Here is a 21,920-nt window from a genome sequence, read left to right as displayed (position 1 = left end):
TGTGGTATTTTGTATAATTCAGTTATTATGATTTCATTAAAAGCTCGACCGTCTTAATTTTCAAATTATCTCCAGAAGCCAACATTAAAGCCGTTTCATCTTTGTCATTTGTGATCGAAATATCTGCACCCTGCTCTAATAATAATTTTACTTTTCGATAGGTTTCTTTGGCCATTTCAGCATCATAGTTCACATTGTAGGCACAGACTTTATGCAAAATAGTATTTCCCTGATTATCCTGTTCATTTACATCCAATGAAACATTTTCTAAAACTGATTTCAAAATATCCGATTTCTTTTCGACAATAAAATCAATTCCTGATTTCGGCTGACCGTAATATTGTGCGCAGAAATTGACATCGGCACCATCAGATAACAATCTTTCAAGGAATTTGATATCGCTTGGAGATCCCGAAACAGAACTTATAAAATTAGTGAATAAGGTTCGCCCGTCTTTGTTGACAATATTAAAATCAGGTGAAGAAACTGCTGCTAGTGCATCGTACATATCATACGAAAACTGTTCGGCAACAGCGTAATAAAAAGCAGTATTGTTGAGGTTGTCGGTTTCGTTGGCATCGGCTCCATTTTCTAGTAAGAAAGGAACAAAATCCTTTTTGCTTCTTTTAACCGCGCACATTAAAGGCGTTGTCCCCACAATATTTTTTTCGTTGATATCGACACCATTATCCAAAAGAATGGAAATATATTCTTTAGTTTTCTCAGTATCTGTGCTGTAGGTATTCAGAACGATGTAAATGAAATTTTCTCCGGCATTGTTTTTATATTGTGTATTCGCTCCAAAGTCATCAATAAGTATTTTTATGACTTTTGGTGAAGCACCTTTTTCAAAAAGATAACCAAGTAAAGTTTTATCGCTGATTTCATCATTGATGTTATCCATTTTTGACATCAATTCTCTGAAAAAAGCCAGTGATTCTTCATCGTCTTTGAGATAAAGTGCCAAAGGAGCAAAAATCGATTTGTCGAAACTGTCCAATTCGTAAATATCCGTTTCAATAAAGCCGGCTTTGATTAATTTTTCAATAAAATCAATTTCTTTGGCATCAATAATCTTTGCTGCTATTTGAGAAAAATTGTTTTTAAGATATTGTTCGTTAAAGGTTTCGCCGTTATTTAGGCATTCTCTGGCCTCGTCAAATTTTCCCTGAAAAAGGAAATTTTCAATCTGGTTTTGTGTTTGCATTTGAAGTGGTATTTATAAATGAAAGATTGTGCTTGATAAAACCAGTATCGATAATTGCTGGCTTCACGAACTATGTTGTAAGATAAAACATAAAATTGAGAAATATATTTTAGGATAAAAAGTAAAAAGTCTTAAAATATTCCCATATAAAAGCAAAACCCTATTCTAGATGCATAGAATAGGGTTTTTAAAATTTTATGGATTGATTTTACATTTCTAAAACTTCAAGTTCATCAAAATCTTTAATTTCAGATAACTTGGTTAGTTTGCTTTTGCTGATTTTGGTTTCGGTTTTCTCGAAAACTTCATCTCCGCCTTCATCCTCTTTGTTTGTGTTTTCGTTTGTTATTTTCTTTCGTGTTAAAAAGTTTATACTGACTTCCGTTTCCACGACAGGACCTCGATTACTGCTAGAATCATAACCAATAAGTTCAAAATCTGAATTTTGAAATCTAAATGTGTATTCCCAATATCCATATCTTCCGTGGCCGTAATGAATATGTAATTTGTTGTTTTTTATTTCAACAGATAATTCGGGAGCAAAATAAACGCCGCCATCTTCATTTTCAGAAGAAAAACAATCGTAGTTTTTAACTGCAAGTTCATAACTGTTATTTTTATTGAAGAGAACAATAATTCCTCTTCTGTTTCGGTCTAATTGGCCTCGATAATCGTCTTTTATAACTTTGCTTTTATCGGTGCCTTTTATAACAATTGCGCAGTCTTCTGCGCCGTCTTTATTCAAATCGCCATAAATGGTGTCAAAAATTACATAACCTTTTGGAACAAAATCTGCGGGATTTTTTTGGCTTTCAACTGTAGAAGCTGAGGTTTCAGCAACTTCTTCGGGGTTGGTTAAAGTTTCTACGGTTGTAGTTGTTTCTTTTTTGTTTTTCTCCGTGCAGCTAAAAATTCCTAGTTGCATTAAAAAAGCTCCAGCAATAATCAAGTATTTGTTCATAATGGCTTATTATTTTTCTAAGTCTAAACTTAGTAAAATAAGTTTATTGGACATACTTGTTGGCATCGATTATGATAAAACCATAAATTTCCAATTTTTAGGATATTCTTTTTCAATCATATTGAATAATAACCTAAAATTATTTGAATGATCTCGTTTTAAGATTGAATAGAAATAATTGTGGCATACACAACATGCTTTCTCTTTTGGAGAAGTAATGCAATAAAATGTTTCATCATCTGAATCCACATAAAACCATTGCCACCCGTATTCTTTTTGAATTATATTTCCAAACAAAGAACCTAACTCATATCCGTATTTTTCTAATTCTTCATAATCATTACCATTATAATTTTCCACAAATTCATTCATTATTTTTAGAATAAAAGAGTTATCATCACTGTAGTCTATTTTTAATGTAATTAATGCATTATTGGCTAATCTGTCTATTTCTTCTTTTTCTTGGTCATTAATGATTCTATAATTTTTTATGTTTTTCATCTTTGGATATATCTAATTTTCTTTGTTATTTTCAAATGTTTAGTACTTAATGTTTTTGAATTTATCATCTTAGATTTCATTAATTCTTTCTTGCAGAAATAGAAGAAAAGCAGTAGCATTAAAATCTAAAATGTCTCTAGTATAAAATTCATCCAAATTGTATTCCATATTGATCTAACATATCATGAAATTCTTGATCAACTTTCTTTCCGCCAAAAGCACCAGACATAAATTTAACCGTTGGCATTTTCATTATAAACTCGAGGTCGTGAGGTTTATGCTGTGTTTCAACTATGGAAAATGCTTCTAGATTTTTAATGTTTTTAATTTTATTGATGTCTTCAAGTTTTTTACAATTGAATAAATTAACTCTTTTTAAATTTTTACAATTAGTTAAATCAGGAAATGAAGTAAATAGTGCTGCATATCCAATACTCAATTTCTCTAAACTATCAAGATGGTTTAAGAAAGAAAAATTGTCATTTTCTTTTTTTACATTATTGATGAACAGTTTTGTTAATTTTTGTAGTTTACAAAGTGCACTAGGATCTTTTATGTCACAACGATAAATTCTCAAGTCTTCTAATTCTTTTAAAGACAATAAAAATTCTAGGTTATCAACTTTCAATCCTCGTAATGATAAAATTTTAGTTTTCTTATATTTTAATAATTGCTTGAGGTCTTCCATATTCATTCTTTCTTCAATGAAGTCTCCAAACTTAACTTTATTGAATCCGATATTCATAATTGTTTATTTTCTTCTCTCTTTTTATTTTTAACAACAAATGTAGTTTTGAAAACTATTGAAAATGACCTCAATAAGGTATAAAATAGATAGAATAAGTCTTTTGTTTAATCCTCATTTTAGAGAAAGAAAAAATATTAATACAGAAAATTTTAAAATGATTATTTTTTAAATCAAGACATTTTTTTATTTAACATCCCTTTAGTTTTAATCCTTAAATAGCCAAATAAAAAAAATACTATCTTTACCGATCAAACGTTTATGAACTTAAGCTGCGTTTTAGCAGCACTACATATATAATTATGGCATGTACAAGTTGTTCAACCTCAGATGGTGGCGCACCAAAAGGTTGTAAAAATAATGGGACTTGCGGCACCGATAGCTGCAATAAATTGACAGTTTTTGACTGGCTCGCAAACATGAGTCCGTCTAATGGAGAGGCGATTTTTGATTGTGTTGAGGTACGTTTTAAAAACGGACGTAAGGAATTTTTTAGAAATTCAGAGAAATTAACTTTAAGTATTGGTGATATTGTTGCAACTGTGGCTTCACCAGGACATGATATTGGAATTGTAACTCTTACAGGCGAATTGGTAAAAATTCAAATGAAGAAAAAAGGGGTGAATTACGAAAGTAATGATGTACCTAAAATCTATAGAAAAGCATCTCAAAAAGATATTGATATTTGGTCTGTAGCGCGTGATCGTGAAGAACCAATGAAGGTTCGTGCCCGTGAATTGGCAATTCAGCATAAATTAGAAATGAAAATTTCTGATATTGAATTTCAAGGAGACGGATCTAAAGCAACTTTTTACTACACAGCCAATGATCGTGTCGACTTTAGAATGCTGATTAAAGATTTTGCTAAAGAATTTAGCACAAGAGTAGAGATGAAACAAGTTGGTTTCCGTCAGGAAGCGGCTCGTTTAGGCGGAGTTGGTTCTTGCGGACGTGAACTTTGCTGTTCGACTTGGCTTACCGATTTTAGAAGTGTGAATACTTCGGCAGCTCGTTATCAGCAGTTATCATTGAATCCGCAGAAATTAGCGGGACAATGCGGAAAATTAAAATGCTGCCTAAACTATGAGTTAGATACTTACATGGACGCATTGAAGGATTTTCCAGATTACGATACCAAACTGGTTACAGAAAAAGGAGATGCTGTCTGCCAAAAACAAGATATTTTTAAAGGATTAATGTGGTTTGCTTACACTAATAATTTTGCAAACTGGCATGTTTTGAAAATCGATCAGGTAAAAGAAATTATTGCTGAAAACAAACAAAAAAACAAAGTTTCTTCTCTTGAAGATTTTGCTGTTGAGGTAGTTTCAGAGCCGGAAAAAGACTTTAATAATGCGATGGGACAAGAGAGTTTAACTCGTTTTGACCAGCCAAAAAGAAAGAAAAAACCAAACCGCAAACGTAAACAAAATACAGAAGCGGCTGGTGTTGCAGCTCCGCCAAAACCGCAGCAGGAAAAAAACAACAATATTATTAAGCCTGCCGGAAACAACAATCAAAATCCGAATAATCAAAACAAGCAGAACAAGCCTAATAACCCAAATAAGCAAAATCATAAGAACAAGCCAAATCCGAATAAACAAAACAATTCGAATAAGCAGCAGTCAAATGATAACAAATCTGCTGAACCTAGAAAACCAATAATTAATGCTAAAAATGAGAATAAAAAATAGCGGAATTCTTCTTTTGGCAGCGATACTTCTTTTTTCGTGTGATAAAAAAAGAGTATTCGACGAGTATAAATCTGTTGGGAGTGCTTGGCACAAAGACAGTATTGTAAGCTTTGATCTGCCAGTTTTAGATTCTACAAAAAAGTACAATTTATTTGTAAATATAAGAGACAACAACAATTATCCGTTTAATAATTTGTTTTTGATTGTCGCTATCGAAACGCCGAGTGGTTTTACAAAAGTAGATACTTTAGAATATCAAATGGCAGCACCGGATGGAACTTTATTAGGAAATGGATTTACTGATATTAAAGAAAGTAAACTGTATTACAAAGAAGACGTAAAGTTTAAAGGAACATACAAAGTTCATATCAAGCAGGCTGTTAGACAATCGGGTAAAATTCCTGGAGTTGAGGCTTTAGAAGGTATTACAGACGTTGGTTTTAGAATAGAACAAAAAGATTAGAAAAATAGTTATGGCTGCTAAAAAAAACAATCAATCAAATAGCGTTAAGGATATTAATTATTATAAAAAGAAATTTTGGAGGGTTTTTGCCTACTCAATGCTTGGCGTTTTAGCTTTCTTTTTATTTGCGTCTTGGGGATTATTTGGATCTATGCCTTCATTTGAAGATTTAGAAAATCCAGATTCTAACCTTGCAACAGAAATTATTTCTTCTGATGGAGTTGTAATTGGTAAATATTTCAAAACCAACAGATCTCAGCTTAAATATTCAGATTTGCCTAAAAATTTAGTGGAAGCACTTGTTGCAACCGAAGATGCACGTTTCTACGAACATTCGGGAATTGACGGGCGCGGAACTTTAAGGGCTGTTTTTAGTTTAGGAACAAATGGAGGAGCGAGTACGCTGACGCAACAGCTGGCGAAACAATTATTTCATGGTGAAGGATCTAAGTTTTTGCCTTTTAGAATTGTACAAAAAATAAAAGAATGGATTATTGCCATTCGTCTGGAAAGACAATATACCAAGAATGAAATTCTGGCGATGTACTGCAATGTTTACGATTTCGGAAATTATTCTGTTGGAGTAAGTTCTGCTGCGCAGACCTATTTTTCTAAAGAGCCAAAAGATCTGACAGTAGACGAATCGGCTATTTTGGTCGGAATGTTTAAAAACTCAGGATTATACAATCCAGTAAGAAATCCAGAAGGAGTAAAAAATCGTCGTAATGTGGTTTTATCACAAATGGCAAAAGCAAAAATGATTTCCGAATCAGAAAAAGAAAGACTTCAAGCTCTGCCTATTACTTTGAAATTTAAACTTGAAAGCCACCGTGAGGGTATGGCAACTTATTTTAGAGAATATCTTCGTGATTACATGAAGAAATGGGTTACAGAAAACAAGAAGCCTGATGGTTCTGAGTACGATATTTACAAAGACGGACTTAAAATCTATACGACTATAGATTCTAGAATGCAGATGTACGCAGAAGAAGCTGTTTCTGAACACATGAAAAACTTACAGCAGCAGTTTTTTATTGAAATGAAAACCAATAAAAATGCTCCGTTCGTAAATATTACGCAGGCTGAAACAGATCGAATCATGATGCAGGCAATGAAGAATTCTGATCGCTGGGCACAAATGAAAGATATGGATAAAAGTGAAGATGATATTATCGCTTCATTTAAAGTAAAAACCAAAATGGCGTGTATTTACTTGGAAAGGAGAGCGTGACACCATCATGACACCGCTGGATTCTATTCGCTATTACAAACACTTTTTACAATCTGGTTTAATGGCTATGGAGCCTCAAACTGGAGCAATTAAAGCTTGGGTTGGAGGAATTAACTACAAATATTTCCAATACGATCACGTAGGACAGGGAGCAAGACAAGTAGGTTCTACTTTTAAACCGTTTGTTTATGCAACTGCAATCGAAGAATTAAATATGTCTCCTTGTGATTCTATTCTTGATGGTCCTTTTATGATTCACAAAGGACGTCACCACGTAACTGAGGATTGGGAACCAAGAAATTCAGATAACAGATACCGTGGAATGGTAACTTTAAAACAAGGTCTTGCGAATTCGATCAATACAGTTTCGGCTAAATTAATTGACAGAACAGGTCCAGAAGCAGTTGTAGAATTGACTAAAAAATTAGGGGTAAAAACAGAAATTCCAGTTCAGCCATCAATTGCATTAGGTGCGGTAGATATTACGGTGGAAGATATGGTTGCGGCTTACAGCACATTTGCCAATCAAGGAGTTTATGTTAAACCTCAGTTTTTAAGCAGAATTGAGAACAAAAGTGGAGAGGTAATTTATGAGCCAATTCCAGAATCTCATGATGTTTTAAATAAAGATATTGCCTTTGCAGTAATTAAATTGCTTCAAGGGGTTACAGAAACTGGTTCTGGAGCACGTTTACGTACGCAGGGCGGTGGAAGCGGAGACAATCGTTGGACTGGTTATCCGTACATGTTTAAAAACCCAATTGCTGGTAAAACAGGAACAACACAAAATCAATCAGACGGTTGGTTTATGGGAATGGTTCCAAACCTAGTAACAGGAGTTTGGGTTGGATGTGAAGATCGTTCGGCACGTTTTAAAAGTTTAACTTACGGACAAGGTGCGACTGCAGCTCTTCCGGTTTGGGCTTACTTTATGAAAAAATGTTACGCAGATCCAGAACTTCAAGTTTCAAAATCTGAATTTGAGCGCCCAGCCAATCTTTCTATAAAAGTAGATTGTTATACTAGGCCGGCTATTGTAAAAGATACTACTCAGACAGAACAAAATACTGATGAATTCGAATTGTAACAATGTTGCATTAAATCCATCTAATTAAAAATCATCCCTTTATCATTCTTTTTTAAAAGAGTTGTAAAGGGATTTTTATTTCGGTTTTATTTTTACGAAATCGTTATAATTTAATCTAAAAATCTTATTTTTATCAAAATTATTCGGCAATAAAGACAGTTTGTTATGATAACAAAAAAAGTAAATAGTGTTCAGGATGCTATCAAAGGAATAGAAAGCGGCATGACCATTATGTTTGGCGGTTTCGGTTTATGCGGTATACCTGAAAATACAATTGCAGCTTTGGTAAATACACCCATTTCAGATTTAACTTGTATTTCTAACAATGCAGGTGTCGACGATTTTGGTTTGGGATTATTGCTTCAGAAAAAGCAGATCAAAAAGATGATTTCTTCTTATGTGGGTGAAAATGCCGAGTTTGAACGTCAGATGCTTTCAGGAGAATTAGAAGTAGAACTTACGCCTCAGGGAACTTTGGCAGAACGCTGTCGTGCGGCTCAGGCAGGAATTCCTGCTTTCTTTACGCCAGCAGGTTACGGAACTGAAGTTGCGGAAGGAAAAGAAGCACGCGAATTCAACGGTAAAATGCATATTATGGAAGAAGCTTTTAAAGCCGATTTTGCGATTGTAAAAGCTTGGAAAGGTGATGAAGCTGGTAATTTGATTTTCAAAGGAACAGCCCGAAACTTTAATGCGTGTATGGCGGGTGCAGGAAAAATAACAATTGCAGAAGTCGAAGAATTAGTGCCGGTTGGTTCATTAGATCCAAATCAAATTCATATTCCAGGAATTATGGTGCAGCGAATCTTTCAAGGAGAAAAATTTGAGAAGAGAATCGAGCAGCGCACAGTTAGACAGAGAGCTTAATTAGATAATTAGAAAATGTGATAATTAGATAATTAATTTAGATTGTGCTTAAGCATTATCTAATTATCTAATTTCCAAATTGACACATTCATTTATGTTAACAAAAGAAGATATAGCAAAGCGAATTGCGAAAGAAGTAAAAGACCGTTATTTCGTAAATCTTGGAATTGGGATTCCAACTTTGGTTGCAAATTACGTTCGAGAAGATATAGCTGTTGAATTTCAAAGTGAAAATGGAGTTCTCGGAATGGGGCCTTTTCCATTTGCCGGCGAAGAAGATGCCGATATAATCAATGCAGGAAAACAAACCATTACAACACTTCCGGGAGCGAGTTTCTTCGATTCGGCTTTTAGTTTTGGAATGATTCGCAGCCAAAAAGTAGATTTAACAATTCTAGGGGCAATGGAAGTTTCTGAAAATGGAGATATCGCGAATTGGAAAATTCCAGGCAAAATGGTAAAAGGAATGGGAGGTGCTATGGATTTAGTGGCTTCCGCCGAAAATATCATCGTTGCCATGATGCACGTAAACAAAGCAGGAGAGTCGAAAATCTTAAAAAGATGTACTTTGCCATTAACAGGCGTAGGCTGCGTTAAAAAGGTTGTAACTGAGCTTGCAGTACTAGAAGTAACTGAAAAAGGTTTTAAGCTCTTAGAACGAGCGCCAGGTGTCTCAGTCGAACACATCATTGCATCAACAGAAGCCGATTTGATTATTGAAGGTGAAATTCCTGAGATGATTGTTTAATTTTAGGTTCAAAGGGGCAAAGGAGCAAAGGTTCAAAGTTTAAGTGCTGAAAATAAATTTATATTAAGAGAACTTTCTTAAAGGAAGGTTCTCTTTTTATTTTCTGCTAGGGTTTGATAATTGAAACGTAATCTTTTTCTTTATATTTGCTGTGATTTTAAATAAAAACACATTTGGAAAAGTTTGAAATAGATATGAAATGGGGAAGTTATTTCTTCATTGTAAATACGTTAAGTTCTATTTTTATAGTTTTAATAATGTATTTAATTAATAGTTACAGCTTAATATATTTAAGTGATATTCTAATACCTGTTTTTATAATTCAATTATTATATTTTGTTATTAAAGCCGTTGCAGAAAATAAAAAACATGATTTAAGCAGAGGTTATCGAAAGTTCTTTGTTTTTATTAGGCTTTTAGTGTTCTATTTCATGTTAGTTTCATTTTCAAATGAAAGCACAAATATTTGGTGTTTTTCCCTATTGCTTCCCTATAGAAGAAAAGACATTTCAGAATTAGTAATAGAAGAGAACTCAAATGAAGATAACGGCATTACATTGAATGAGTTTATTGTTATCTTAAAAAGAAAGTTCAGCAGATTATAAATCAGCAATTATATAAAAAGAAAAAACCGCTTATAGCGGTTTTTTTTATGCAGTAAATCTCTGAACCTTTGTCCCTTTGAACCTTTGCTCCTAGAAAAAGCTATTGCAAATTAAAAGAAGCTCCTAAACTAAAAGTCGCTTGATTATTTAAATGGTAAAAAGGATCATCGTTTGTGCCATATTTTGCAATTGGGAATCCGATTTCTGTGAAAACACCAAATCCGTCAGTAAAGAAATAACGACCACCAACATGAGCTCCGAAATTATGTAAACCTAAACTTAATCCAGGGTAAATGTCTAATTGTTCAACACCAATTACACTTGATAAATTAGCATTAATTCTTGCTTTTGCATCAAAACGATCACCGAAATCTGGTTTTTCATCATTATAAGCGGTAGTGCTTCCGTGGTAGAAACCGTTAAAATTATCAACTCCTAACAAGTAGTTTGCAACAAAACCAAAAGAGAAATTTTCTCCTAAACCAAAATCAATTGATCCCTGAATTCCAGAACCACCATCTTGAAGATTAGCGCCAACGTTTACTCTAGTGTCACCTTTACCAGTGAAGGCTTGTTGTGCATTAATAAATCCGAATGATACTAAAAACAAGAGTGTAATAACCTTTTTCATAAAATTTTAAATATTAATTATTTTGAACGGCAAAAATAAATTTTAAATAAATTAATTCCTACCTTTTTCGTTAAAATAGAGTTCGTTCAATGGTTCGCTTTGCCAGTATTCTTTGGTGTCGACATTCATAATTGTAAGCGGACCTCGAAAGGCTGCCCCAGTGTCGACATTCCAAACACAGGCTTTGTTTACAGGAACTGTCTTTCCTATTCGTGTAACAGGAGTATGCCCTATGTAAACTTCTTTATAAACGCTAAATCTTTTGGGATAGTTTAAATCGTCTTCTTTTAATTTTGGGTCTAATGAAAGAGCTGTTTCCCAAAGTGTTCTATCCCAATAAAATAGTTTCGAAAAATATTCCCATTTTACGCCATTTAAATTGGTGAAGCCAGCGTGGACAAATAAACGATTTTGATCGTCAAGATAATAATCCTGAAGATTTTCTAAAAATTCGATATGTTTTCTCTTCTTATCCGAGGAAATTTTGGAATAGCCTTCAACTGTTGCTTTTCCGCCATGTTTGTACCACATTTCTTCATCAAAATCATCATGTCTGTTTTCCAGCCAGTCCAATGCCAGCTGATCGTGATTTCCTCGTATGCAGATGCAGTTTTGTTTACTTTTTAAATCAATCAAATAGTCGATTACTTCAACAGACTGACTCCAGCCGTCAACATAATCGCCCAAAAAAATTAGAGTATCTTCTGTAGTAACTTCGGCTCTCTTCATCACTTGTTCAAGTGCAAGTAACCCGCCGTGAATGTCACCTATAACAAATGTTCGCATTATTTAATTTTTCGAGTAGAAGAACAAAAATAGAAAGAATAATTGGTTTGAACTCATCGAATCTATATTCTTTAAAGATTGATATTATTTATAACTATTTGAAGCACTTTTTTATTGCTTTCCTTTTTAAATTTGTAGCATGTCTGAAACACCAACATATCGCAAAATTATTCATATCGATATGGATGCATTTTACGCATCGGTCGAGCAGATGGATAATCCGGAATTGCGCGGAAAACCTGTTGCGGTTGGAGGTTCAGAAAATAGAGGCGTCGTTTCGGCGGCAAGTTACGAAGCGAGAAAATTTGGTGTGCGGAGTGCCATAAGCGGCGTTCTGGCCAAGAGATATTGTCCAGAAATTATTTTTGTACGTCCACGATTTGACCGTTACAAAGAGATTTCATCTAAAATTCATAAAATTTTCCATGATTACACCGATTTGGTTGAGCCTCTTTCGCTAGACGAAGCTTATCTGGATGTTACCCAAAATAAAAAAGGAAATCCCAGCGCGAGTTTATTGGCGCAGGAAATTCGAACAAGAATTTTTAATGAAGTTGGTTTAACAGCTTCTGCGGGTATTTCTGTCAATAAATTTGTGGCTAAAATTGCAAGTGATTACAATAAACCAAACGGGCAAAAGACGGTAAATCCAGATGAAGTTGAAGCCTTTTTAGAAGACCTGCCAATACGTAAGTTTTACGGAGTTGGAAAAGTGACTACAGAAAAAATGTACCAGCTTGGCATTTTTACAGGAACTGATTTGAAAAGTAAATCGTTAGAATTTTTGGAGAAACACTTTGGAAAATCTGGAGCGTTTTATTACAATGTAGTTAGAGGTATTCATAACAGCGAAGTAAAATCCTCTCGAATCACCAAATCTGTTGCCGCAGAACACACTTTTGATGTAAATCTTTCTTCTGAAATCTTTATGATGGAGCAATTGGAACGAATTGCAGTTTCACTAGAAAAGCGTTTGAAAAGGCACGATATTTCGGGTAAAACCATAACACTTAAAATTAAATATAGTGATTTTTCGCAGCAGACGAGAAGTAAAACCCTGCCGTATTTTATTTCTGATAAAAGTTTGATTATGGAAAACATAGAAGAATTACTGTATCAGGAAAAAATGAAAGATTCTGTACGCCTCCTCGGAATTTCTCTAAGTAATTTAAATACTGAAATTAAAAAAGCAGTTGCTGTTCAGTTAAAATTTACTTTTTAATAAAAAGTTTAAGTGTATATTAATATAGTACTATAATCCCATACAGGAGTTTTTATCTATCTTTGATAAAGATTTGTCCATACTCTAAATCATTTAATATGAAAAATACAGGCTCTGATGATTTTTTACAACGAAATTCAGTTCCAATTTTAGCTTGGGATTTTCACTATGAATATCTAAATGAACTAAAAGGATTGGCTACAGATTTGGAGAAAGTAAATCAAATTTCAAATCAATATACTTGGGACGAAGAAAAACTCAATATACAAGAAAGGATCAAAGAAGAGGTAGTTGTAGTTACGGATCTAGATTTTAAAATAGTTTTCGCTTCAAGCGGTATCAAAAAAATGACAGGCTATAAACAGGAAGAAATTTTGGGTCAAACGCCAAAAATGTTTCAGGGACCTGCAACCTCTAAAAAAGATTTAAAAGAAATTAGAGAAGCCTTAAAAAAGAAGATTCCTTTTGAAAAAACACTGGAAAATTATAGAAAAAATGGACAGACTTATAAATGTAAAATAGATGCTTTTCCTGTTTTTAATCTAAATGGCGAAGTATCGCATTTTATAGCTTTCGAAAAGCAGGATTTAAGTGCTTGATTTGCCAGTAAGACGAAAAGTTTATAATAAAAAAAAACCGCTGAATTAGCGGTTTTTTTATTACTTAATATAATCTAGAACTTAGTGTCTTAGCGCCTTAGCGGCAAAAAAAGTTATAAGTTCGCAAAAAAATCATTTCCTTTATCGTCGGTGATAATGAATGCAGGGAAATCTTTTACGGTGATTTTACGAACCGCTTCCATTCCTAATTCTTCAAAATCAACTACTTCAACTTTTAAGATATTATCCTGAGCCAAAATCGCAGCTGGACCTCCAATAGAACCTAAATAAAATCCGCCGTATTTGTTGCAGGCATCTGTAACTTGTTTCGTACGGTTTCCTTTGGCCAGCATAATCATGCTTCCTCCATTTTTTTGGAATTCATCAACATAAACGTCCATACGGCCGGCAGTTGTTGGTCCGAAACTTCCAGAAGCCATTCCGTCTGGGGTTTTTGCAGGACCTGCATAATAAACAGGGTGATTTTTGAAATACTCCGGCATTGGTTTTCCAGCGTCTAACAATTCTTTGATTTTTGCGTGTGCAATATCTCGGGCAACAATAACAGTTCCGTTTAATTTTAAACGTGTTTTAACTGGATATTGAGATAATTTTGCCAAAATATCTGCCATTGGCTGATCTAAATCAATTTCTACAGGTGCTTCTAAATGCGGAGCTGTTTCTGGTAAAAATTGTTTTGGATTTATTTCTAACTGTTCAACAAAAATTCCGTCTTTGGTAATTTTTCCTTTAATATTTCTATCGGCAGAACAAGAAACTCCCAATCCAACTGGGCAAGAAGCTGCGTGACGCGGCAAACGAATTACGCGAACGTCATGCGTGAAATATTTTCCTCCAAATTGAGCACCAATCGCACTTTCCTGGCAGATTTTCTGAACACGTTCTTCCCACTCAAAATCACGGAAAGCCTGACCAGCCATGTTTCCTGATGTTGGAAGATTATCATAATATCCTGCAGATGCTTTTTTAACAGCGCTTAAGTTAGCTTCTGCAGAAGTTCCGCCAATAACCAAAGCTAAGTGGTATGGTGGACAAGCAGACGTTCCTAAATCTTTTATTTTTGTGCGGATGAATTCATCTAACGATTTTTCATTCAACAAAGATTTTGTCTGCTGGTATAAATAAGTTTTGTTTGCAGATCCGCCTCCTTTTGCCATAAACAAGAATTCGTAAGAAGTTCCTTTTTTAGCATAGATATCAATTTGAGCCGGAAGATTGGAACCTGAATTCTTCTCTTCGAACATCGAAATCGGGACAATCTGCGAATAACGTAAATTTCTTTTTTGGTACGTATTAAAAATTCCTCGGCTTAACCATTCTGCATCATCAACACCAGTAAAAATACTTTCGCCTTTTTTGGCCATTACAATTGCAGTTCCAGTGTCTTGACAGCTTGGTAACTGACCTTCGGCAGCAACAGATGCATTTTGAAGTAAATTGTACGCTACAAAACGATCGTTATCTGTAGCTTCTGGGTCATCAAGAATTTTTCTTAGTTTTTTCAAATGACTCGTTCGCAGCATAAACGAAACATCTGTTAAAGCTTCTTCAGCCAATAATTCTAAACCTTTTGGATCAACCGTTAAAACTTCACGTTCTCCAAATTGTTCCACTTTCACAAAATCTGAGGTGATTTTGCGGTACTGCGTATCATCCTTTAAGATCGGATAAGGATCTTGGTATATAAAATCAATCATTGTTTTGTTTTTTGACAAATTTAGAAATTATTTACCTAAGAAAGAATTTGAATAAGACTTCTGAGCACTTTTGTTATTGACTGTTAAATTGATCGAAAGTCATCTTTTTTTCAAAGTATGCTTTATCTTTTGCAGATAATAATCTCTTGCTCCATTGGTTTCCTTTTAACTCAAAAGAGATTGAATCTGAGTGTGTAAGGATTCCCATGTCAAGGTTTTCATCTTCATCAGCAGGGACAAATGCAACAGTTTTGCAATAAAAAGATTTTGGGTCAGAATTTTTAGAAGGGTTCGCAATTTCTACCCAGCTTCCCCAGCCGCTGTCGGTCATTGTATTCCATTGATGAACCAACTGCAGAGTATTGTTTTTTAAATAATACAAGTAATTATCGTGCGTATAACCACAAGCAGGATAACCCACTGAGATTTGTACAAATGGTGAATTTTTTGAAGTTTCTGAAGTTAATCCGTAAGAAGCAACCCATTCAGAACCTTTTTCAAAACCTTTGATTGTGATTTTAGATGAGGCAGTTTTATTTTTATTTTGATAGAAATCTAATCGATATTTTACCGTAACAATGCTGTCTTGATCTGCCTGCTGCTCTACAAGATTGGCTAAAATGTAGTCTTTAGAAGATTGTTCTTCATTTACGTAAATCGCAATAGTATCTGTTTTGATAACTTTATCGTTTGCTGAATCATCAGTTTCAACTGAAATTTCTTGAGCTGCAGGTAATTCTGCTACTATTTCTGTTTCTGTAGATTTTGTTTTTTGACATCCGATTAAAAGGATTGAAAAAAGAAGAAGTGGTATTTTCATGGGGATAGATTAATATTATTATTCTACTGATAAAACTAAAAGTTTCTTTTTTTGATATAGTTCGGCTAATGATATTTTTTCTCCGTTGAGATAGAAAAGCTGATCTTCGTACTTTACTTCTTTAGGATCGATTAAAAAGCAGTAATTATCGCGGTCATTTAAAACGCTGAGATTATCATAATTCAACTCTATAACTTTGACATATTTGATGATATTGAGTTTATGAACTTCTTCTAAGGTTACCGGAGTGCTTTCATCATATCTAAAAAAGAATTTTTCGCCGCCGCCCGGCATTCCAAACCAAGGCATGGCTTTTCCAGAAACGAGATCGATATAATCCGGAGCTTCATTGATAACGAATAATTTTTGATCCATAGTTTCAAAAAACTCGGGAAGAGATTTGTTTTCAAAAGCTTCATTCTCTTTCCAGAAATATATTCCTTGATTTTGCCAAGAAGGATTTTGAAGATCTTTCGCAGTAGCAGCATCAGAATAATGCATATACAACTCGCGTGGCATAAAAGTCAAAATAGAATCGTTTATGAGCCAGTCAATCTTATTGGGTTCAAATTTATTTTCTTCAGCTTTAGGCTCTTCAACAGCCGTTTGGTCTTCAGTAAAATGAATTTGTTCTTCAGATTCTTTTATACTTTCAACCTTCTGTTCTTTATTAAAAAGCTTCTTAAATAAATTCATATTTTTTTTTTTTGATTAAAATGAATTAAAAGAACCAAGTCGCAACAAAAATCGCAGTAATTACACAAATCAAATCAACTAAAAGCATTGTTCCTAATGCATAGCGTGTGTTTTTGATGTTTACAGATCCGAAATAAACTGCAATAACATAGAATGTACTTTCGGCACTACACTGAAAAATACTGCTTAATCTTGCTGTCAACGAATCTGCTCCAAAAGTATTCATAGAATCAATCAAAAATCCTCTTGATCCAGCCGAACTAAACGGGCGAAGCATTGCCACAGGAAGCGCATTTGTAATTTCTTTGCTTACACCTAAATTTGAAAATACAAATCCAATTCCGTCACTAATAATTTCGAATAAACCGCTATTTCTGAATAATGAGATTGCGACTAACATTCCTAATACATAAGGGAAAATAGTTACTCCAGTTTTAACTCCATTATTTGCTCCAACTACAAAAGTGTCAAAAACAGTAGTGTTGGCATCTTTAAATTTTTGCTCGTGTCTGAATGAAAAAATCAGCGTAAAAGCAATAATCGCCAAAAGTATTAAACCTGAAAGGTTAGAAGTGAAATAATTTTTTCCGATTAAATCCAAATGATTCACGTACATCAATAAACCAACAATTGCAGCGATTAAACCCATCAACCCAATTAAAAGCGAAGCACTTTTAAAGTTGATTTTTTGTTTGATTCCGACAATTAAGAAAGCGGCAATAGTACCAATGAATGAAGTAATGATACAAGGCAGCATTACATCGGCTGGATTCGTTGCATTTGCAGCCGCGCGGTAACCAATGATTGAAGTTGCAATTAAAGTTAAACCAGACGCGTGAAGGCACATAAACATGATCTGTGCATCGCTTGCTTTGTCTTTATCGGGGTTTATTTCCTGTAAACTTTCCATGGCTTTAAGTCCAAACGGAGTTGCAGCCGAATCTAATCCTAAGAAATTCGCAGCAAAGTTTAAGGTCATATAGGAAATCGAAGGGTGGTTTTTAGGAATAGTCGGGAATACTTTTACAAATACCGGACTCAAAGCTTTAGCTAATTTTCCTGAAGCTCCAGAAATAATCAAAAGTTCCATTAATCCGCAGAAAAAAGCCAAGTAAGCAATAAGCGGTAAGATTAAATCGACCAAAGTGCTTTTACAAGTAGGCAGTAAACCATCTGATTTCTGAAGTCCGCTAAAAATTTTTACAGTTTTGTTTTTATAAACGTAAGTTGTGTCGGCATTCAGCGTATCACGATTGATAATCATGGTTTGATCTGGTGCTTTTTGTATGCTGTCTTTGATAAAAGCAGGAAGTTCTTCAACGTATTTTTCAGATACTAAAACAGGATCATCTTTCTTTCCATTCAAAACAGAATCAATAGTATAAGTATTAGCAGTAAACAAACTGACTACAATAAAAACTATCGAAGAAATAAAAATCGTTAACCAAAATCTACTTAATACCATAATTACATTTTTTTGTAAATGTAATTATTTAGCGATAAAATGCATAAATATTTTATTCAGATGTCGCCCCGATAGGGCTAAAGATTTGGTACGTTTATCGTATTAGAGTAAATTGATGTTGATTAAGATGTTCTTAATAGAGCTTAAAGAAGTCTCAGCGAGGCGAAATATTTATAGAAAAAGAATGGAAAACAAAATTGAAAAAGCTCCAGCGGAGCGATATGATTATTATAATAGCATAAGTAATACGCTGCTAGCAGAACTAAAAAAGCCTCATCGAGGCGAAATATTTATAGAAAAAAGGATGAAAACAAAATAGAAAAAGCTCCAGCGGAGCGAAATAAAAACTTATTCAATAACAACTTTTGTTTCCAGATAATTTTCAAAAGCTTTAATTCCTTCAAATAAAATGGCTTTTTTCGAACTCTCCGTTTCATTAAAAAACTGTGTTTCTATTTTGGCGTGATCTTTTTTAATAGTTCGTTTCCAAGTTCCAATTACTTTTCCGTTCTCAAGAATAATAGGTTTAAAAATGCCATTATTGGTAAAAGCTAAACTTTGATGTTCTTGCAGGATAGAAGCTTCACGGGTTTTGTATGAAATAAGAATCTCATCAAATGCTGGGAGAAAATGCACGCTTTCGCGAAAGGTATCCAGATTTGAATGATCTTTTTTGAACCAATAAGTCTGATTATCAATAGGCATTGAGCTTAATTGCAAATCAATTGCATTTATTGCTTTGTTGCAAATTGTAGGCGGAAAGCCAGACCACCAGGAAAAATCTAATACTGTTGCTGGACCGTGACTTTCAAAATAACGCTGAGCTAATTTTGCCAAACCTTCTTCTTTTGTCAATTTGGTTTTAGATTTTGGAACTCTTTCTTCAAGCAAAGCATATGTAATTTGTTTACCCTTCATTTCTCCATTACACACTAAACCGTCTAGTTCTGCATTCATCATAATGGCCGCGCTAAGGAAATCTTCTTTCGAACTTTTTTTGATATCAAGTTCCTGCATAATTTCGTCGCGCGTTAAATGATTCTTTCCTGCCAATAACTTCTCGATAGAATTGTTAATCTGATCTAGTTTTTTAGCATCGAAACCATATTTTTTAGCCGCCGCCGCAGTAAAACGTTTCACCTGAGGGGCCGAAAGTTCTAACATCCAATAAATATCCTCAGCAGAAACAAAATGCCAGGTCGGACGAAGAATATGTGTTCTAATGATTTTTGCAGAATTTACCGCTTCTTCGATTTCTTTTTCAGTTGCATTGCATCGAGAACCAACAGCCCATTTTGCCATAGCATAATCCTGAGCCTGCATAGCACCCAAATGCTGTACAATTTCCTGCGGCGAAAGATTACTTGTTCTATACAGTTTCTGTGAAACAAGACGATGATGTGAAATCTCAGAATAAATCATTTTAGGAATTATTTTAAACCATAAAAGTTATATCAGTTCATGAAAAAAATCAGCATCTTAGAACCTCAGTACCTAAGCACCTTGAAAAACTACACATGAATAATCTCATCATCAATCAATAAATCTTCGCGTCGCAAACGAAGGAAAATCTGTGCTACAGCAATTGTATCTTTTTCGCAATAAGTTACAATTCGATCAATATCTTTTTCGACATAATAGACATGAGCAACTTGACTTCCGTCAATATCGCCTTTTGGCGATGGGACACCTAAAATCTTGGTTAATAGCTTTAAGGAAGTAAAATGTTTATAATCGCCAAACTTCCATAATTCTAAAGTATCTAAATGTGGAATTTCCCAAGGTTTTTTTCCAAATAAATTCAGTTTATCCGGAATTGGCATTTGGTTAATAATCATTCTTCTTGCAATAAACGGAATATCAAATTCTTTTGAATTATGACCGCACAAAAGATGCTGCGGCTGATTGAAATGATTATTAATGAGATTCGAAAAATCTTTCAAAATCTTCTTTTCTTCACCAAAAAAGGAAGTAACCCTAAAATTTCGAATATCACCTTTAATAGTAAAAAAGCCAACCGAGATACAAATGATTTTTCCAAATTCGGCCCAAATTCCAGCACGTTCGTAAAATTCTTCTGCAGAGAAATCGTCTTTTCGCTGATATTGCGTTTTCAAATCCCATAATGACTGCATTTCTGCGTCAAGCGAATTGAAATTTTCTTCTTCTGGAACGGTTTCTATATCAAGAAATAAAATGTTGTTAAGGTTTATTTTTTCAATCATTTTTAGACTTCTTAGATATTTAGAGGGTTAGACTTTTAGATTTTAGTATTGAAACTTGTACAAAGTTGCACAAAATTCTTACGATATGAAAGTTAGAATAAACTTTGTTGTGCAGATGGTTTTTCGTGTTCCAAAAGCCATTTCTTGCGGGACAATCCGCCGGCGTAGCCTGTTAGCGATCCATTTGTTCCAATAACGCGGTGACAGGGAACAACAATCCATAACGGATTTTTACCATTTGCCGAAGCTACAGCGCGAATCGCCTTTACATCTCCCAATTTTTTGGTTTGGTCCATATAACTTACTGTTTTCCCAAATGGAATTTCTAATAAAGATTTCCAGACTTTCTGCTGAAACTCGGTTCCTTTTGGATTTAGTTTGAGATCAAAATCCGTTCTTTTGCCTTCGAAATATTCATTCAACTGAGAAACGGCTTTTTGTAAAACTTCTGGAATTTCTTTTGAAACTTCATTTGAACCTACATCAGAAACTGAAATTACAGCAATACCATTTTCATCTCCAATAATTTTGGTGATTCCTAGAGGCGAATTGATGTAGACTGTTTCCATTTTTTAACCGCAGAGGTGCTTAGATTTATCGCAAAGTTCGCAAAGTTTTTTTAAACCATATAAGTTATTGAAGTAATTTAAGAATGATTGTCATCCCGAGCGAAGTCGAAGGCTTCTGAAGATGGCTTCAACTTCTCTCAGCCTGACATTCAAGTTTTAATATTCTTTTAAATCAAACTTATAGTTTAAAATAGTTTCGATTTTTTCACTCGAAATGACCTTTTTAATATTTGACTTTTCGGAGCTGAATTTCGGCAAAACTAAGTTTTGTTCTTTTGCTTTTTGTGTATAATATTCCTCTCTTGTTGGATGGAAAGGTGCAGCAGCATTAAAAACTTCATTCCACTTAGACTGTTTTATGATTTCTTCTATGATTGAAATGCAATCATTTTGATGAATTAAATTTACAGGCGCATCTGGATTTTCAAGGTTTTCTTTTCCAGCTAAAAACTTAACTGGATGACGGTCTTCGCCAATCAATCCGCCGAAACGTAGAATTGTAGTTTCGAAGTTTGGATTGTTTTGAAGAATTTTTTCTGCTAAAAGCAGTTGTCTGCCGCTTTCTGTTTCGGGATTTGCTATGGTTTCTTCTGTAATCAATTCGTTATCATCTCCATAAACAGAAGTTGAACTCACAAAAAGTACTTTTGAAACGCTCGATTTTTCTATAAACGGAATTAGATTTTGTATTTTTCTCACGAATGTCATTTCGAGCGTAGTCGAGATATCTTGATTTCCTCGCAATTTTGGTGGAATATCTATAATTAAGATTTCGCTTTCCGCTAAAAAAGTATCGATGTTTTCAGAAACTCCATCGGCTTCAATAGTAACCAAAAATGGATTGATTCCAGCAATTTCTAAAATTGAAAGCTTATTTTCTGAAGTTGTTGACCCTTTGACTGAATTTCCATTTTCAATTAACTTTTTTGCTAAGGGAAATCCGAGCCATCCGCAGCCTAGAATACTAATTTTTGTCATTTTTTCGAGGTTCAAAGGTTCAAAGGTACAGAGGTTTTTGTAACAGATTGAAAGATTAAAAAAAGATTTTTTAATACCATCTGAAGATCTTTGCCCAATAAG

The 21,920-nt window shown here is 34.1% G+C and carries 21 protein-coding genes and 1 pseudogene; 8 read left to right on the top strand and 14 right to left on the bottom strand.

Annotation, left to right across the window (positions count from 1 at the left end):
• Positions 1 to 25: 25 nt before the first annotated feature.
• The 4 genes from QE431_RS21440 to QE431_RS21425 all read right to left on the bottom strand — a co-directional run bounded on the left by QE431_RS21440 (position 26) and on the right by QE431_RS21425 (position 3,414).
• Complete coding sequence (locus QE431_RS21440) at positions 26 to 1,207, bottom strand: ankyrin repeat domain-containing protein (RefSeq protein WP_307300115.1); 1,182 nt, start codon at positions 1,205 to 1,207, stop codon at positions 26 to 28.
• 208 nt (positions 1,208 to 1,415) lie between these two features.
• Positions 1,416 to 2,168 (bottom strand): hypothetical protein, encoded by a 753-nt coding sequence (locus tag QE431_RS21435; protein WP_307300112.1) that lies wholly within the window; start codon positions 2,166 to 2,168, stop codon positions 1,416 to 1,418.
• A 69-nt stretch (positions 2,169 to 2,237) separates the two neighbouring features.
• Complete coding sequence (locus tag QE431_RS21430) at positions 2,238 to 2,669, bottom strand: hypothetical protein (RefSeq protein WP_307300109.1); 432 nt, start codon at positions 2,667 to 2,669, stop codon at positions 2,238 to 2,240.
• A 148-nt stretch (positions 2,670 to 2,817) separates the two neighbouring features.
• Positions 2,818 to 3,414: a hypothetical protein gene (locus tag QE431_RS21425; protein ID WP_307300107.1), complete on the bottom strand. Its 597-nt coding sequence runs from the start codon at positions 3,412 to 3,414 to the stop codon at positions 2,818 to 2,820.
• Between the two features lie 302 nt (positions 3,415 to 3,716).
• On the opposite strand from QE431_RS21425, the gene QE431_RS21420 reads away from it, so the two are divergent.
• The 6 genes and pseudogenes from QE431_RS21420 to QE431_RS21395 all read left to right on the top strand — a co-directional run bounded on the left by QE431_RS21420 (position 3,717) and on the right by QE431_RS21395 (position 10,109).
• On the top strand, positions 3,717 to 5,108 hold the full coding sequence (locus tag QE431_RS21420) for a regulatory iron-sulfur-containing complex subunit RicT (protein WP_281866951.1): 1,392 nt from the start codon (positions 3,717 to 3,719) through the stop codon (positions 5,106 to 5,108).
• Positions 5,092 to 5,571: a gliding motility lipoprotein GldH gene (locus QE431_RS21415; RefSeq protein ID WP_057115973.1), complete on the top strand. Its 480-nt coding sequence runs from the start codon at positions 5,092 to 5,094 to the stop codon at positions 5,569 to 5,571. The genes QE431_RS21420 and QE431_RS21415 overlap by 17 nt, the downstream gene beginning before the upstream one ends.
• A gap of 10 nt (positions 5,572 to 5,581) precedes the next feature.
• A pseudogene (locus QE431_RS21410) lies at positions 5,582 to 7,889 on the top strand (penicillin-binding protein 1A).
• A 165-nt stretch (positions 7,890 to 8,054) separates the two neighbouring features.
• Entirely contained in the window at positions 8,055 to 8,756 is a 702-nt protein-coding gene (locus tag QE431_RS21405) for a CoA transferase subunit A (RefSeq protein WP_134138710.1), read from the top strand.
• Positions 8,757 to 8,850: 94 nt separating this feature from the next.
• Positions 8,851 to 9,504, top strand: coding sequence for a 3-oxoacid CoA-transferase subunit B (locus QE431_RS21400; RefSeq protein WP_134138709.1), 654 nt, complete (start codon positions 8,851 to 8,853; stop codon positions 9,502 to 9,504).
• Positions 9,505 to 9,677: 173 nt separating this feature from the next.
• Positions 9,678 to 10,109: a hypothetical protein gene (locus tag QE431_RS21395; protein WP_307300102.1), complete on the top strand. Its 432-nt coding sequence runs from the start codon at positions 9,678 to 9,680 to the stop codon at positions 10,107 to 10,109.
• 100 nt (positions 10,110 to 10,209) lie between these two features.
• Here the strand turns inward: QE431_RS21395 and QE431_RS21390 are convergent, their stop codons facing one another.
• Together QE431_RS21390 and QE431_RS21385 are read right to left on the bottom strand one after the other, a co-directional pair.
• Positions 10,210 to 10,740 (bottom strand): DUF6646 family protein, encoded by a 531-nt coding sequence (locus tag QE431_RS21390; protein ID WP_057115369.1) that lies wholly within the window; start codon positions 10,738 to 10,740, stop codon positions 10,210 to 10,212.
• Between the two features lie 51 nt (positions 10,741 to 10,791).
• Entirely contained in the window at positions 10,792 to 11,526 is a 735-nt protein-coding gene (locus QE431_RS21385) for a metallophosphoesterase family protein (protein WP_057115368.1), read from the bottom strand.
• 139 nt (positions 11,527 to 11,665) lie between these two features.
• Between QE431_RS21385 and dinB the strand changes: the two genes are divergently transcribed.
• Positions 11,666 to 12,748, top strand: a complete 1,083-nt coding sequence (dinB, locus tag QE431_RS21380) for a DNA polymerase IV (protein ID WP_134138707.1) — start codon at positions 11,666 to 11,668, stop codon at positions 12,746 to 12,748.
• A gap of 98 nt (positions 12,749 to 12,846) precedes the next feature.
• Positions 12,847 to 13,347, top strand: coding sequence for a PAS domain-containing protein (locus QE431_RS21375; RefSeq protein WP_057115366.1), 501 nt, complete (start codon positions 12,847 to 12,849; stop codon positions 13,345 to 13,347).
• Positions 13,348 to 13,460: 113 nt separating this feature from the next.
• Here the strand turns inward: QE431_RS21375 and QE431_RS21370 are convergent, their stop codons facing one another.
• The 8 genes from QE431_RS21370 to QE431_RS21335 all read right to left on the bottom strand — a co-directional run bounded on the left by QE431_RS21370 (position 13,461) and on the right by QE431_RS21335 (position 21,818).
• Positions 13,461 to 15,065, bottom strand: a complete 1,605-nt coding sequence (locus tag QE431_RS21370; protein WP_307300095.1) for a fumarate hydratase — start codon at positions 15,063 to 15,065, stop codon at positions 13,461 to 13,463.
• Positions 15,066 to 15,138: 73 nt separating this feature from the next.
• Entirely contained in the window at positions 15,139 to 15,885 is a 747-nt protein-coding gene (locus QE431_RS21365) for a hypothetical protein (RefSeq protein ID WP_281866947.1), read from the bottom strand.
• An 18-nt stretch (positions 15,886 to 15,903) separates the two neighbouring features.
• The gene (locus QE431_RS21360) at positions 15,904 to 16,581 is read right to left on the bottom strand and encodes a hypothetical protein (RefSeq protein WP_307300090.1); all 678 of its coding nucleotides are present in this window, start codon (positions 16,579 to 16,581) and stop codon (positions 15,904 to 15,906) included.
• A gap of 25 nt (positions 16,582 to 16,606) precedes the next feature.
• On the bottom strand, positions 16,607 to 18,046 hold the full coding sequence (locus tag QE431_RS21355; RefSeq protein WP_057115362.1) for a nucleoside recognition domain-containing protein: 1,440 nt from the start codon (positions 18,044 to 18,046) through the stop codon (positions 16,607 to 16,609).
• 348 nt (positions 18,047 to 18,394) lie between these two features.
• The gene (locus QE431_RS21350; RefSeq protein WP_307300087.1) at positions 18,395 to 19,468 is read right to left on the bottom strand and encodes a winged helix DNA-binding domain-containing protein; all 1,074 of its coding nucleotides are present in this window, start codon (positions 19,466 to 19,468) and stop codon (positions 18,395 to 18,397) included.
• Between the two features lie 89 nt (positions 19,469 to 19,557).
• Positions 19,558 to 20,271, bottom strand: a complete 714-nt coding sequence (locus tag QE431_RS21345) for a 3'-5' exonuclease (RefSeq protein WP_057115360.1) — start codon at positions 20,269 to 20,271, stop codon at positions 19,558 to 19,560.
• A 92-nt stretch (positions 20,272 to 20,363) separates the two neighbouring features.
• Positions 20,364 to 20,840, bottom strand: coding sequence for a methylated-DNA--[protein]-cysteine S-methyltransferase (locus QE431_RS21340; protein WP_307300084.1), 477 nt, complete (start codon positions 20,838 to 20,840; stop codon positions 20,364 to 20,366).
• A gap of 156 nt (positions 20,841 to 20,996) precedes the next feature.
• On the bottom strand, positions 20,997 to 21,818 hold the full coding sequence (locus tag QE431_RS21335) for an SDR family oxidoreductase (RefSeq protein ID WP_307300082.1): 822 nt from the start codon (positions 21,816 to 21,818) through the stop codon (positions 20,997 to 20,999).
• Positions 21,819 to 21,920: the final 102 nt, after the last annotated feature.

Source organism: Flavobacterium sp. SORGH_AS_0622, from assembly GCF_030818825.1.
GTDB lineage: Bacteria > Bacteroidota > Bacteroidia > Flavobacteriales > Flavobacteriaceae > Flavobacterium.
The sequence above is the reverse complement of the archived record's forward strand: the minus strand, read 5'-3'. Positions and strand labels throughout refer to the sequence as shown.

Excerpts from the sequence above, each read along its gene's own strand:
- QE431_RS21385 (WP_057115368.1), bottom strand. The coding sequence starts at position 11,526 with ATGCGAACATTTGTTATAGGTGACATTCACGGCGGGTTACTTGCACTT.
- QE431_RS21375 (WP_057115366.1), top strand. The coding sequence starts at position 12,847 with ATGAAAAATACAGGCTCTGATGATTTTTTACAACGAAATTCAGTTCCA.
- QE431_RS21335 (WP_307300082.1), bottom strand. The coding sequence starts at position 21,818 with ATGACAAAAATTAGTATTCTAGGCTGCGGATGGCTCGGATTTCCCTTA.
- QE431_RS21365 (WP_281866947.1), bottom strand. The coding sequence starts at position 15,885 with ATGAAAATACCACTTCTTCTTTTTTCAATCCTTTTAATCGGATGTCAA.
- dinB (WP_134138707.1), top strand. The coding sequence starts at position 11,666 with ATGTCTGAAACACCAACATATCGCAAAATTATTCATATCGATATGGAT.
- QE431_RS21360 (WP_307300090.1), bottom strand. The coding sequence starts at position 16,581 with ATGAATTTATTTAAGAAGCTTTTTAATAAAGAACAGAAGGTTGAAAGT.
- QE431_RS21435 (WP_307300112.1), bottom strand. The coding sequence starts at position 2,168 with ATGAACAAATACTTGATTATTGCTGGAGCTTTTTTAATGCAACTAGGA.
- QE431_RS21420 (WP_281866951.1), top strand. The coding sequence starts at position 3,717 with ATGGCATGTACAAGTTGTTCAACCTCAGATGGTGGCGCACCAAAAGGT.
- QE431_RS21425 (WP_307300107.1), bottom strand. The coding sequence starts at position 3,414 with ATGAATATCGGATTCAATAAAGTTAAGTTTGGAGACTTCATTGAAGAA.
- QE431_RS21345 (WP_057115360.1), bottom strand. The coding sequence starts at position 20,271 with ATGATTGAAAAAATAAACCTTAACAACATTTTATTTCTTGATATAGAA.
- QE431_RS21390 (WP_057115369.1), bottom strand. The coding sequence starts at position 10,740 with ATGAAAAAGGTTATTACACTCTTGTTTTTAGTATCATTCGGATTTATT.
- QE431_RS21430 (WP_307300109.1), bottom strand. The coding sequence starts at position 2,669 with ATGAAAAACATAAAAAATTATAGAATCATTAATGACCAAGAAAAAGAA.
- QE431_RS21350 (WP_307300087.1), bottom strand. The coding sequence starts at position 19,468 with ATGATTTATTCTGAGATTTCACATCATCGTCTTGTTTCACAGAAACTG.
- QE431_RS21405 (WP_134138710.1), top strand. The coding sequence starts at position 8,055 with ATGATAACAAAAAAAGTAAATAGTGTTCAGGATGCTATCAAAGGAATA.
- QE431_RS21355 (WP_057115362.1), bottom strand. The coding sequence starts at position 18,046 with ATGGTATTAAGTAGATTTTGGTTAACGATTTTTATTTCTTCGATAGTT.
- QE431_RS21340 (WP_307300084.1), bottom strand. The coding sequence starts at position 20,840 with ATGGAAACAGTCTACATCAATTCGCCTCTAGGAATCACCAAAATTATT.
- QE431_RS21400 (WP_134138709.1), top strand. The coding sequence starts at position 8,851 with ATGTTAACAAAAGAAGATATAGCAAAGCGAATTGCGAAAGAAGTAAAA.
- QE431_RS21370 (WP_307300095.1), bottom strand. The coding sequence starts at position 15,065 with ATGATTGATTTTATATACCAAGATCCTTATCCGATCTTAAAGGATGAT.
- QE431_RS21440 (WP_307300115.1), bottom strand. The coding sequence starts at position 1,207 with ATGCAAACACAAAACCAGATTGAAAATTTCCTTTTTCAGGGAAAATTT.
- QE431_RS21415 (WP_057115973.1), top strand. The coding sequence starts at position 5,092 with ATGAGAATAAAAAATAGCGGAATTCTTCTTTTGGCAGCGATACTTCTT.